General features: G+C 64.6%; 12 protein-coding genes. 7 read left to right on the forward strand and 5 right to left on the reverse strand.

The features are described 5' to 3' along the window. Positions 1-12 precede the first annotated feature (12 nt). The 7 genes from BX591_RS37185 (at position 13) to BX591_RS30450 (ending at position 8,659) form a co-directional block, all read left to right on the forward strand. A complete protein-coding gene (locus BX591_RS37185) occupies positions 13-1,875 on the forward strand; it encodes an amino acid ABC transporter permease/ATP-binding protein (RefSeq protein ID WP_111935025.1) in 1,863 nt (620 codons plus the stop codon). Positions 1,876-2,002: 127 nt separating this feature from the next. Then, positions 2,003-2,908, forward strand: a complete 906-nt coding sequence (locus tag BX591_RS30425; RefSeq protein WP_111935026.1) for an ABC transporter substrate-binding protein — start codon at positions 2,003-2,005, stop codon at positions 2,906-2,908. Between the two features lie 117 nt (positions 2,909-3,025). Next, on the forward strand, positions 3,026-4,108 hold the full coding sequence (locus BX591_RS30430) for an LLM class flavin-dependent oxidoreductase (RefSeq protein WP_111935027.1): 1,083 nt from the start codon (positions 3,026-3,028) through the stop codon (positions 4,106-4,108). 3 nt (positions 4,109-4,111) lie between these two features. Continuing rightward, a complete protein-coding gene (locus tag BX591_RS30435; protein WP_208459646.1) occupies positions 4,112-4,639 on the forward strand; it encodes a GNAT family N-acetyltransferase in 528 nt (175 codons plus the stop codon). Between the two features lie 139 nt (positions 4,640-4,778). Then, positions 4,779-6,152: an MmgE/PrpD family protein gene (locus BX591_RS30440; protein WP_111935028.1), complete on the forward strand. Its 1,374-nt coding sequence runs from the start codon at positions 4,779-4,781 to the stop codon at positions 6,150-6,152. Continuing rightward, complete coding sequence (locus tag BX591_RS30445; protein ID WP_111935029.1) at positions 6,149-7,480, forward strand: LLM class flavin-dependent oxidoreductase; 1,332 nt, start codon at positions 6,149-6,151, stop codon at positions 7,478-7,480. The genes BX591_RS30440 and BX591_RS30445 overlap by 4 nt, the downstream gene beginning before the upstream one ends. Before the next feature lie 252 nt (positions 7,481-7,732). Further along, positions 7,733-8,659 (forward strand): CPBP family intramembrane glutamic endopeptidase, encoded by a 927-nt coding sequence (locus tag BX591_RS30450; protein WP_111935030.1) that lies wholly within the window; start codon positions 7,733-7,735, stop codon positions 8,657-8,659. 53 nt (positions 8,660-8,712) lie between these two features. Here BX591_RS30450 and BX591_RS30455 read toward each other — a convergent pair whose 3' ends face one another. The 5 genes from BX591_RS30455 to BX591_RS30475 all read right to left on the reverse strand — a co-directional run bounded on the left by BX591_RS30455 (position 8,713) and on the right by BX591_RS30475 (position 12,763). Continuing rightward, positions 8,713-9,558 (reverse strand): amino acid ABC transporter ATP-binding protein, encoded by an 846-nt coding sequence (locus BX591_RS30455; RefSeq protein ID WP_111935031.1) that lies wholly within the window; start codon positions 9,556-9,558, stop codon positions 8,713-8,715. Further along, complete coding sequence (locus BX591_RS30460) at positions 9,545-10,348, reverse strand: amino acid ABC transporter permease (RefSeq protein ID WP_111935032.1); 804 nt, start codon at positions 10,346-10,348, stop codon at positions 9,545-9,547. Before BX591_RS30460 ends, BX591_RS30455 begins: the two co-directional genes overlap by 14 nt. Then, on the reverse strand, positions 10,338-11,111 hold the full coding sequence (locus BX591_RS30465) for an amino acid ABC transporter permease (RefSeq protein WP_111935033.1): 774 nt from the start codon (positions 11,109-11,111) through the stop codon (positions 10,338-10,340). The genes BX591_RS30460 and BX591_RS30465 overlap by 11 nt, the downstream gene beginning before the upstream one ends. After that, positions 11,108-11,953: a transporter substrate-binding domain-containing protein gene (locus BX591_RS30470; protein WP_111935034.1), complete on the reverse strand. Its 846-nt coding sequence runs from the start codon at positions 11,951-11,953 to the stop codon at positions 11,108-11,110. The genes BX591_RS30465 and BX591_RS30470 overlap by 4 nt, the downstream gene beginning before the upstream one ends. 165 nt (positions 11,954-12,118) lie before the next feature. Beyond that, positions 12,119-12,763, reverse strand: coding sequence for a thiol:disulfide interchange protein DsbA/DsbL (locus BX591_RS30475; protein ID WP_111935035.1), 645 nt, complete (start codon positions 12,761-12,763; stop codon positions 12,119-12,121). Positions 12,764-12,789: the final 26 nt, after the last annotated feature.

Below are 12,789 nucleotides of genomic sequence, written 5' to 3' on the forward strand. Positions count from 1 at the left end.
GAGGGCAGCATCATGAGCGACACCACCACGCCGTTTGCCGGCTCCGCGCACGCGGGGCATGTGCCTGACCCCGCCGAACGGCACGAGTACGCGCACTACCGGATCGTGCCCACGCGGCATCACGCGCGGACCGCCGGCACGGCGCTGGCCGTCGTGCTGATCGGGCTCTTCCTGAACTCGGTGCTGGGCAATCCGCGCTGGGGCTGGGGCGTTTTCTCGGCATGGTTTTTTGCGGAACCGGTGCTGTCGGGTCTCGGGCGCACGCTGGTGCTGACGGCGCTCGGCGCGCTGTTCGGCTTCGCCCTGGCCACGCCGCTCGCGCTCGCGCGGGTGTCGGGGTCGCCCTTGCTCGCCGGTTGCGCGTGGGCGTTCATCTGGCTGTTCCGCTCGATTCCGCTGATCGTGCTGCTGCTTCTGCTGAACAACCTGGGTTATCTGTACGAGACCATCTGGATCGGCGTGCCGTTCACACATATCGCGCTGCTGAACCAATCGACCACCGATCTGATCAGCCCGTTCTTCGCGGCGGTGCTCGGGCTCACGCTGAACCACGCGGCGTTCGCGGCCGAAGCGATTCGCGGCGGGCTGCTGTCGGTCGATCACGGGCAGCGTGAGGCGGCCGCCGCGCTCGGCTTGCCGGGTGGACGTCAGGTGCGGCGCATCGTGCTGCCGCAGGCCATGCGCGCGATCCTGCCGACCGCGTTCAACGATGTGATCGGCCTCGCGAAAGGCACCTCGGTGGTTTATATCCTGGCGATGCCGGACCTGTTCTACACGGTGCAGATCATCTATCACCGCAACCTGGAGGTGATTCCGCTGCTGATGGTTGCGACCGTCTGGTATCTGATCATCCTGACCGTGCTGTCGGCGATTCAGGTGCATATCGAGCGGTACTTCGCGCGTGGCGCGACGCGCGAACAGGTGGCGGTGTCGCCGTTGAGCGCGCTGTTCGGGCGCTGGCTCGGTGCGCGGAACGATGCACGGGTGGGGCGGCTGGCGCAGGCAAACGCGTCGCCGCGCGCGGTGAGCGTGGTGAGTGCTTCAGGAGCGTCAAGCGGCTCAAGCGCCTCAAGCGCGGCCGAAGCGGAAGCGGCGGGCTGGGCGCAGCGGCGGGTCGGCGGGCGGGTCGGGATTCACAACCTGTCGAAGAGCTTCGGCGCGCTGAAAGTGCTCGACGACATCTCGCTGTCGGTCGCATCGGGAAGCGTCACGGTCATCCTCGGACAATCGGGCTCGGGCAAGTCGACGCTGCTGCGTACGATCAACCATCTCGAACGCGTGGACGACGGCTTTATCGATATCGACGGTGAGCTGGTCGGCTATCGGCGCGATGGCCGCACGCTCTACGAACTCCGGGAAAAAGACATCTTGCGACGCCGGCGCGCCGACGTCGGGATGGTGTTTCAGAGCTTCAATCTGTTCCCGCATCTGAACGTGCTCGGCAACCTGATCGAAGCGCCGTTGGCGGCCGGTGTGCCGCGTGCTCGGGCCGAGGCCGAGGCGCGCGTGCTGCTCGCGCGCGTGGGACTCGCCGACAAGGCCGACGCGTGGCCGCGCCAGTTGTCCGGTGGCCAGCAACAACGCGTGGCGATTGCCCGCGCCTTGGCGTTGAAACCGAAAGTGCTGCTGTTCGACGAACCGACTTCCGCGCTCGACCCCGAACTCGTCAACGAGGTGCTCGATGTGATCCGTCAACTCGCCCGTTCCGGCACGACGCTGATCGTCGTGACGCACGAGATCGGCTTTGCGCGCGAAGTGGCCGACACGATCGTATTCATGGACGGCGGGCGCATCGTCGAATCCGGTCCGCCGGCGAACGTGCTGGGCGACCCGGCTCATCCGCGCACGCGCGAGTTTCTATCGAAGGTGCTGTGACCGTATGCGACAAAGACAACGACGACAACCACAAGCACAAGCACAAGCCGGCACGCCGAATCGGAACCCGACCCGATCGCACCCGCCACGCCGTCGCTTTCTGTGCGAGCTGGCCGCGCTGACCGCCATGCCGCTCGCCTGGCATGCCGGCATCGCGCAGGCAGCGGCGCAGGCGGCGCAGACTTTCGACTTCAGCGCGGAACAGAAAGGCCGCGTGCGCGCCCCGAAAGATCCGGATGCGTCGCGCGCCGCCCTGGCCTACCGTTTCGTCACGCCCGGCGTGTTCACGGTGGCGGTGGCGCCGGCCGCGCCGCCCATCGCCACCTATGCGACCGATGCGCATAGCGTGGTGGGCGCCGATCCCGACTACGCCCAACTGCTGGCCGATGCGCTCGGTCTGCGGCTGCAACTGGTGCCGGTCGCGTGGGCCGACTGGCCGCTCGGTCTGACGTCGGGCCGCTACGACGCCGTGATCTCGAACGTCGGCGTGACCGAGGCGCGTAAGAAGAAGTTCGACTTCACGACTTACCGGCTCGGCCTGCACGGCTTCTACGTGCGCAACGACAGTCCGATCAAGGCGATCCGCGAGCCGCGTGATATCGCCGGCTTGCGGATCGTCACTAATTCCGGGACGATCCAGGAGCACATCCTGCTCGAATGGAACCGGCGCAACGTGGCACAAGGCCTGAAAGCGGCCACGCTGCAGTACTACGACGACGACCCCGCATCGGGGCGACTCGCGTTGCTGTCGGGCCGGGTGGACGCGATCCTCAATCCGGATGCGCAACTGGCGTACGAGGCCGCCACGCAAGGGCAGACCCGGCGCGTCGGTACGGTCAACGCGGGCTGGCCGCTCAAGGCCGACGTCGCGATCGCGACGCGCAAGGGCAGCGGGCTCGCGCCGGCGCTGACGGCGGCGACCAACCGGCTGATCCGCGACGGCCAGTATCGCGCGGCGCTGACGCGCTGGGGCGTGCAGGCCCAAGCCGTCGACCATTCGGAAACCAATCCGCCGGGCTATCCGGATGTGTGAACCGGGCGGTGCGTGGCCCGCTTTCCGTGTTACCGACACGAACATTTTCCGCGCGACGCCAACGCCATTTCAGAACGACAACGCAGAACGACAACCAGAACGACAACGAGGTCCACTATGTGCGCGGTTCGCATCGATCATCTTGCTTTCCTGACGCCGGGTAATTATCCCGACGACGCGCCGCTGGCCGGCTTCGAGCGCACGCTCGACCTGTTCGGCGTCGGCGAGTCGCTCGGCTACGACAGCGCGTGGGTACGTCAGCGACATCTGGAGCGCGCGGTGTCGTCGGCCGCGACGTTTCTCGCGGCGGCGAGCCAGCGCACCACGCGCATTGGGCTCGGCGCGGCGGTGATCCAGATGGGTTACGAGAATCCGTTCCGGCTCGCCGAAGATCTGGCCACCGTCGACGTGCTGTCGCACGGCCGCCTGAATATCGGATTGAGCGCGGGTGCGCCCGCGCACGGCATTCTGCTCGGCGAGCGGCTGTTCGATGCCAATCCCGAGTTGATCGACTTTTCGCACGCGCGTGTCGAGCGGTTGCGCCGCAATCTGGCGGGCGAATGGCTCGGCGCTGAAGACAGTTTCGTCGAATCGGCGGCGGGTCGGGTACGGCCGCGCGTGAGTCCGTACGCACCGGGGTTGACGGATCGGCTCTGGTACGGCGGCGGCTCGCGGCGTTCGATCGAATGGGCTGGCCGTAACGGCTTCAATCTGCTGATCGGCAACATCACGACCGGCGAGGGCACCGACAACTATCGCGACGCGCAGGTGAACCAGCTCGACCTGTTCCGTGCGCACTGGCGCGAGACGCGGGCGCCGCGCATCGCGCTGGGCCGCGTGATCGTGCCGACGGATGGCGCCGATGCCCGCACCCGGCAGCGCTATCGCGAGTTCGCCGAAGCGCGCCACGCTCGTACGCTGGCGCCGCAGGGCGAGCGGCGCACGCTGTTCGTGCCGGACCTGGTGGGATCGGCCGATGAAATCGTCGCTCGTCTGCTGGAGGATCCCGTGCTCGGACAGGTAAGCGAACTGCGGATCGAGTTGCCGTATGATCTGCCGTTCGAGAACTACCAGCAGATCCTCGAAGACGTCGTCACGCGCGTTGCCCCTGAACTGGGCTGGCAGCCGGCCGACGCGCAGGTTTCGCCACTCACCACACCTGCTGAACTGCCGGTTCGTTACGCGCAGGCAAGGAGATAGGGTATGTCAGCGGTGCTTTCCCCCATCGCCACGGACGATCGACTCGTGTACGTGTCGGTTCTCGATCCGCTGGCGCGTCCGTTGTTCGACGAACTGGCGCACGAATATGGCAGCCGTTACGCCGGCCTGATCGACGAGCAGGAGATCGCGCACGAAATGCAGCGCTATCCGGTCGAGGCGTTCGCCGCGCCGGAGGGCGCGTTCGTGCTGCTCCTGCGCAACGGCGAGGCGATCGCGGGCGGTGCGTTCATGCGCCACGCCGATCCCGGCACGGTCGAATTCAAACGCATCTGGGCGAGCAGCCGGCATCGCCGCCAGGGGCTCGCACGGCGTGTACTGGCCGAACTGGAAGCGCAGGCCGCGCGGCTGGGTTACACGCGCGTGTTTCTTGGCACGGGGCCGCGTCAACCCGAGGCGATCGCGCTTTACCAGACCAACGGCTATACGCTGCTATCGGCGCATGACTTCGGGGAAGCGGAGCCGCCGGGTTATCTGTTCGAGAAGTCTCTCGCGGTGCCGCGCAACGAGTAGCGGCAACGCTGAATCCGCGATATCGAAAGCGGGAAATCTTGGTTGGTCGTGACCGTCGGCTTCGTTAGCATTCGACGTTGGGCGCGGTGTTGCTTGCGCCCGCTCGACGCGCTTCCACGACTTCCGCCTTCCTTTCGACATGTCACGCCTCCCCGCATCCGTTCCCACGGCGCCGATTGCCGGCATCAGCCGGCCACTCGCCACCGCGATCGCTCACGCCGTTCCTTCATCCGACCCAGCCGCGATTGCCGCCGCACGGCAGGGCGTGCTCGACTTTCTGGCCGCCGCGTTCGCCGGCGCGGGCGATGCCGCCTACCGTAAATTGCTGGCCGTCAACGGCGCGGATTCGCGCGGCGCGGCGGCGGTGTTCGGCAGCGCGGCGCACGTGTCGGCCCAACAGGCCGCGTTGCTCAACGGCTACGCGGGCCATGCGCTCGATTACGACGACGTGCATAGCAGCGTGCGCGGCCATCCGTCGACGGTGCTGCTGCCCGCGCTGTTCGCGGTAGCGCAGAAGCAGGGCAGCAGCGCACTCGAATTGCTCGACGCGTACGTGGTCGGCGTCGAAACGATGGCGCGTCTCGGGCTCGCGCTCGGCAGCCGTCATTACGAACAGGGCTTTCATAACACCGCGACGCTCGGCGCATTGGGTGCGGCCGCAGCCGTCTCGTTTCTGCTGAAGTTCGACGCGCCGGCCATCGACAACGCGCTGGGTCTGGCGGCCACGCAGGCGGCCGGACTGCGCGTGCAGTTCGGCAGCGAGGCGAAGCCGCTGCACGCGGGTCTCGCGGCGCGAGCCGGCGTGTTCGCGGCGGAGTTGACCGCTGCGGGTTTGCGCGGCGCCGCGGATGCGCTCGACGGGCCGATCGGTTTCTTCGCGGTGTTCAGCGGCGGCGCGGCGCAGCCGGAACGCGTGCTCGATGGTTGGGGCGCGCCGTGGCAAATTGCGAGCCCCGGTCTCTATTTCAAACCGTGGCCATGCTGTACCGCCACTCACTACGCCGTGCATGCCGCGCTGAGCCTGCGTGACACGCACAAGCTCACGCCGCACGACATCGAACGCGTGACGGTGACCTTTCCGCCGGGCGGCGACACGCCGCTGTCGAATCATCTGCCCGCCACCGGCCTCGAAGCGCGCTTCAGCGTCGAGTACGCGGTCGCGGCCGCGCTGACCGACGGCTCGCCGGGCGTCGCGACCTTCGCCGATGTGCCGGTGCGCGACGATCTGCTGGCGCTGGCCGCCCGCGTGACGCGCCGTCACGACGACACCGCCGCGCGCGCGTCGACCGATCCCGCAACCCGGTTTTCGAGCGTCGAGATCGCCTTGCGCAACGGCACGGTATTCCGCCACAAGACCGATCGTCTCCACAGCGCGGAAAATCTCCGCGCGAAATTCGCCGACGCGACCGCGCATGCCGACGCGCTCGCCTTCGTTCCCGCCTTGATCGACACGATGCATTCCGCCGCCGATCTCGCCACGCTCTTCAACGCTTTCGCAGCCAATCGCGTATGACCACGACCCGTAGCAACGCCGCCCGCCGCCAGATGCGGCTCGGGCTCTTCATTCAGGGCGCCGGACACCATGTTGCAGGCTGGCGTCATCCCGATGCGCAGGCCGGCAGCGAAAACCTCGCGCTGATGCAACGCATCACGCAGACCGCCGAACGCGCCAAATTCGACATGGTGTTTCTGGCCGACGGTCTGACGAGCGGACCCGACGCGCATCCGTCGATGGCGATGCGCATCGAGCCGCTCTGCCTGCTGTCGGCGCTGGCCATGGGCACGCGCCACATCGGCCTCGCGGCGACCGCGTCGACCACCTATAGCGAGCCGTATCACGTGGCGCGCGCGTTCGCGTCGCTCGATCACCTGAGCAGCGGCCGCGCGGCGTGGAACGTCGTCACCACTTCATACGACCGCACGGCGGCCAATTTCACTCGCGGCAATCATCCGGAGCACGCGCTGCGCTACGAGATGGCGGGTGAATTCGTCGATGTCGTCAAAGGCCTGTGGGATAGCTGGGACGACGACGCGCTCGTCAGGGACAAGGCCAGCGGCGTGTACTACGATCCGGCCAAAGTCCACTCGCTAAACCACGAGGGGCGTTTCTTCTCGGTCAAAGGCCCGTTGAATGCGTCGCGCCCGCCACAGGGGCATCCGGTGGTGATTCAGGCCGGCTCGTCGGGGCCGGGGCAGGATCTGGCCGCCCGGACCGCCGAAGTGGTCTTCACCGCGCAGCAGACGCTCGACGAAGCGCAGACGTTCTATCGCGATCTCAAAGGCCGGCTGCCGAAGTTTGGCCGCGAGGGCACGCAACTGCATGTGATGCCTGGCGTGTTTCCGGTGATCGGGCGAACCGAGCAGGAAGCGAAGGACAAGTACGCGCAATTGCAGCAATGGACCGATACGACGGGCGCGTTGTCGTTGCTGTCGGACCGGCTGGGTCACGACGTCTCGAAGTATCCGCTCGACGGTCCGCTGCCGGAATTGCCGGAATCGGATCAGTTGAAAAGCCGCGCCAGGTTGCTCACCGATCTGGCACGTCGCGAGAATCTCACGTTGCGCGAGTTGTATTACCTGGTTGCGGGGGCGCGTGGGCACCGGATCGTGTGGGGCACGGCCGTGCAGATTGCGGACGCGCTCGAAGAGTGGTTTACAGGCGAAGCCGCCGACGGTTTCAACATCATGCCGCCGTACTTCCCGGGCGGTCTCGACGACTTCGTCGAACTCGTCGTGCCTGAGTTGCAACGGCGTGGGCTGTTTCGCACCGAGTACAGCGGCACGACGTTGCGCGATCATCTTGGTTTGCAACGGCCGGCGAGTCGGTACGCGGCGGGGTGAGGGAGGGAACGGGAAGAGACGCGGCGCCTGGTTTTGAACAGGCGCCGTTTTTTCGTTATCTCTTCGATTAATCGTCCATTCGCGCGATTCATGCTGAATGAGTTAATCCGAGCTTGGATCAATTACCAGATGCTTTCGATTTTTATTGAGAGCGCTTATTAACACGCTACAGAATGCTTTCGATTTCTATCGTAAATAATAGATGGTTATCTGGAGCTTGCTAACAAACGTGGTTTCATTTACGTTCTGTTCATGAAACCGGAAAACAATGCTTGGCGCGCCTTTATCGATCTCGCCGAAATGGGGCGAACCGACTGGCGAAGTATTGCTTTGACGATCGTGCTGGTCGTGTCCCTAAGCATCCCGGCCAACCTGACTGCCGCACTCGTGCAGATTGTTTTCCTCCATCGGTTTGTCAGTATCTCCGACGCGTTCAAGGCTGCGGTATTTCATTTAGCGATCGTCGTCGCCTGCATTTTGGCGCTTCGGCTCATCTGCAGGAAAATTCTGCGACGTCCGTTTCGATCGCTGATTTCTACCGACCTCACGTTCAAAATTCGACGCTGTTTGCTGGGCGCCGCGCTGTGCTTGCCCGCTCAAGTGGGCAGTCTCGTGATTTTTTCACTCTACTTTTCGATGCGAACGGGCTCGGTTCTACTTCGTCACTTCGAATGGCCGCACGATATCGCCCAGATTGAAGCGACGATACCTATGATCATCCTTATCCCATTCCTCGCATTTATCGAGGAACTGTTTTTTCGGGCGTGGCTGACGCAGACCCTTGGGCACTATATTCGCTCCACGATTATTGTCGTTGCGCTGGTTGCCGTGCTCTTTGCGGCTATCCATACGCAATATAACTTTTGGCAGAAGATGCAGGTCCTGGTCGACTCACTCGGCTTGTCCGCCTTGAGCTTGCGCGACCGACGCCTCGAGCTCGCGATCGGTGCGCATTCGATGATGAATGTCTGCGTGACGTTGCAAGCGTTGTTCCTCACGGGCCCACTACCTTTTGTGGACCACGCGATAACAACAACAACGCTTGATTTGTGGAGCATCGCCATACTGAGAGGCGCGATTCCCTACGCGCTGTTGTATGGGTTGGCGCAGATAACGGGAGCGTGGTTTGTGCCGGCCGAGGCTCATCTGACGCTCCCCGGTGAGGTTCAGCCAGGATAGTCAGGTCGGTGAGTCGGTGAAGACTCTCACCGCATTCACCACACACACCGACCTCAAATCGCGAACCGGCTCAAATCCAGTTTCAACGGCACTCGCACCGGCGCCTCACGCGACACCTCCGCACTTGTGCCGTGCGCCAGAAACGCCCGAGTCCGCGGATTCACCGGCGCGCGAAACACCTGCGCCGCGGGACCGTGCTCGACCACCACGCCGGCCTCGGTGAAATACACCACGTCGCTGATTTCTTCCGCGAAACGCATTTCGTGCGTGACGAGCACGCAGGTCATGCCGTCCCGGACGAGATCGCGAATCACCGTCAGCACTTCGCCGACCGTCTCCGGATCGAGCGCGGAGGTCACTTCGTCGAACAGGATCAGATCCGGCTCCATGGCCAGCGCGCGGGCAATCGCGACACGCTGTTGCTGGCCGCCCGACAACTCGCCTGGATACGCGTTCGCCTTGTGAGTGAGCCGCACTTTCTCCAGCAGATCGTGAGCGGTGCGTTTCGCCGCGGCTTTATCGCGGCCGAGAATGCGCACGGGCGCCACGATCAGATTGTCGAGCACGCTCAGATGCGGAAACAGGTTGTACTGCTGAAACACGAACCCGACGCGTTTACGCAGCTCGATTTCCGCGCGTTCGGAAGCAAGCTGGTCGACCCGCGTCCCGTCGACTTCGATCTCGCCTTGCTGCGGCTTCAGCAAGCCGGTCATGCACCGCAGAATGGTCGACTTGCCCGACCCCGACGGGCCGATGATCGACACCGCCTGGCCGCGCAGCACATCGAGGTCGATGCCCTTGAGCACGGGGTTCGCGCCGAACGCGAGGTGCACGTCACGCAACCGCACCAGCGGGCGCGAGGCGGAAGGAGCGGCGAGCAGGCTGTCAGCTGAAGGCATGGCGTTTTTCGATGAAGCGGGTGAGACGCGCAATCGGGTAGCAGTACGCGAAGAACAATCCGAGCACGGTGAAATAGACCACGACCGTGAAATCCGCCCGCGCCACTGTATTGCTGGCCACCTGCGCGGTGTCGAGCAGATCGTGCACGCCGACCAGCGACGCGAGCGCAGTGGCCATCGTGATGCTGGCGTAGAGGTTCATCCACGGTGGCAGCATGCGCCGCACGCACTGCGGCAGAATGATCCAGCGAAACATTTGCGCGCGGCTGAACGCGAGCGAGCGCGCGGCATCCCACTGCGCATGCGGAATCGACTGGATCGCGCCGCGGAAAATCTCCGCGAAATTGGCGCTTGCCGGCAGCGCGAGGCCGAGCGTGACCTTGATCCAGTCGGGAAAGGGCAACGCAACATGGCCGATGTCGATCTCGAACGGGAAGACATAGGTCGAAAAATAGATCAGCACGAGCAGCGGTGCATTGCGGAAAACCTGCACATAGGCGCGCGTGACGACACGCACGGGCCATAGCGGCGAGACCAGCAACGCGCCGAGCACGAGACCGGCCAGCGTGCCGAGCGCAATCGCGATCAGGCTGATCTCGACGTTGACCCACAGCGAACCGACGAGCGCCGGCGTCCACGTGGCGAGCGCGGCCAGCGCCGTATGAAAACGGCCCGCCACCACCTCATGTTCGGCGAGCGCCAGCAGCGCGGCGACGGCCACGACGGCGAGCAGCGCGGCTGGGCGGCGCCGGTCGTCGCGAGCGGCCGGCGCGAGCGTATCAGTGGCCATAGCCGGGCATCCTCAACCGCGCTTCGAGCCAGCGTCCCAGCTGATTGATCGCGAAGGTCAGCGCGCCGAAGAACAGCAGGATCAGGATCATCAGTTCGAGCACGTTGTCGCGCTGCGTCCAGATCATGATCGACGCATAGGTCACGTCGCCGACGGCGATTGCCGAGGCGACCGTGGTCATCTTGACGAGGTCGACCATGTTGTTGACGAGTGCGGGCAGCGCGAAGCGCACGGCAAGCGGCAATTGCACTGCCCACAAGCGCTGGCGGCGGCTGTAACCGAGCGACTGGGCAGCTTCGAGGGTGGCGCGCGGGACGGCCTCGATTCCCGCGCGCAGCGCTTCCGCGTGAAACGCGGCCTTGTGCAGCGAGATCACGATCGCGCTCCAGATGAACGGCGTCAACGGATTGCCGCCCAGATTGCGCAGCGCCTCGCTGAGCAGCATATTGATCACCAGGAACGCGCAGAAGAGCTGCACGAGCGTCGGCGTGTTGCGGGTGATTTCGATGAACACGCGCGCCGGCCGCGCCAGCGCGAGGCGCGGCGAACTCAGCATGGCCGCCAGCGCGACCCCGGCGGCCAGACTGCCCAACGCCGTGACCAACGACAGTTCGAGCGTGACCAGCATGCCGTGCAGGAACGACGCGAGTTCGTCCGCTTCGAGCACGAAACGGTAGTTCAGCCCCAGCTTGCCGAGCGAATCGACAAGCGAATCGACGAGCGCGGCCGCGGCCGGCGCGAGTCCGGCGGCAAGCGAACTCATGCCGGTTGCGCCTTGAACTTCGCGTGCAGGTCGAGCACGGCCTGCGAAGGCTGCATCGCATTCTTGCGTTCGACGTCGATCAGCCAGCCGCTGCGATGCCAGTTCTGCACGATTTTTTCGAGCGCCGCCTGCGTGTCGGTTTCGCCCTTGCGCACCCAGATCACCGAGGGCGACGGAATCAGATCGTTCGAGACGGGGATCGTATAGTCCTTCCAGTCGGGATTGCGCGCGACCAGCAGGCGCAACGTCGGCGCCACGTGCACCGCGGCGACGCAGTTATTGCCGCGCAGCGCGAGCAGGGATTCCGGCTGGCCGCGGAACGCTTTCACCTGGGCGCCGTACTGTTCGGCGAGCGGCTTCGTATAGTTGCTGCCCTGCGAAACGCACACGGACTTGCCGCGTAGATCGGCCCACGTCTTGATGCCGCTATCCTTGCGCGTGATCAGCGCACCGCCGATCTCTTCGAACGGGGTCGGCGGATACGAGAAAATTTCCGCGCGTTCCTTCGTCACTTCCATGTTGGCGATCAGCGCGTCGACCTTGCCCTGCTGCAGGAATTGCACGCGATTCGACGGCTGCACCGGCGTCAACTCCACGTCGACACCGAGCTGTTTCGCGACGTTTTCCGCAAGATCGATGTTGAAGCCCACCGGCTTTTGCGTCGCGGGGTCGAGCGAACCGAACGGCGGCCCGGACAGGATGACGCCGATCACGATCTTGTGGCGCTGATGAATCCGGTCCAACGTCGCATCGGCGTGGGCCGTCGTGGCAGCGAAGGCGGCGAGCACGCCGAGCGCGCTCAAAGCATGGCGGAAGGTGCGGCGGATGGGTGCGTTGAGCATGACGGAACAGGGCGAATTTCTGGATCGCTTATTCTCGGCATGCGGGCGCCCGGATAGAACCAATCAATTCTCATACCGTTATCTGATTCGTGCATTTGTGCAGACGACGCCGACGTCGGAACGTCGGTGAGCCTCAGATAACGGATTTTCTGCGGCGGCGAGCCGTTACATCTTTTTTGCCCGCACCGACGCCACCAGGTAATCGAGCACCTGAATCGTGCCCGGCAAGCTTTCCGTGCTGGCGGGGCCGGTCAGATACTTGCCCTGTATGGCTAACGTAGGTGTCGCGTTCACCTGATAGTCCTTGATCAGCCGTGTGTCACGCTGCAACGCGCTTTGCGTCGAGAACGAGTTATACGCCTGCAGATATTTGGTTTTGTCCACGCCCTGAGTGGCGAGGAAGGCCGCTTGCGAATCCGGCGTCAGCAGATAGTCTTTCTTCACGTAGATTTCGTTGAAGACCACGGGCGTCAGGCGCGATGCCAGCCCCAGCGCGTCGAGTGCATGAAACATCCGCGAATGCGGCACGAAGTCGTCGCGGAAGGCGACCGGGACGCGCTGGAATACCACGTCCGGGCCCTGCTTTTTGACCCATGCTTCCAGATACGGAGCGAACTCGGCGCAGTGCGGGCAGCCGTACCACATGAACTCCGTGACGACGATCTTGCCGGGCGCGTCCACCGGTTGCGGCGTGGAGAGAACGCTGTATTCCTTGCCGGCCACCGGCGCCGACGTCGATGCATGGGCCGTGGAAAGCGCGGCGGCGAACAGCGTAAAGGCAACGATCGAGGCGCGGAAGAGGGTTTTCATGATCGCAAAAGGGAGGGAACGGGCGC

It is taken from the genome of Paraburkholderia bryophila, assembly GCF_003269035.1.
GTDB lineage: Bacteria > Pseudomonadota > Gammaproteobacteria > Burkholderiales > Burkholderiaceae > Paraburkholderia > Paraburkholderia bryophila.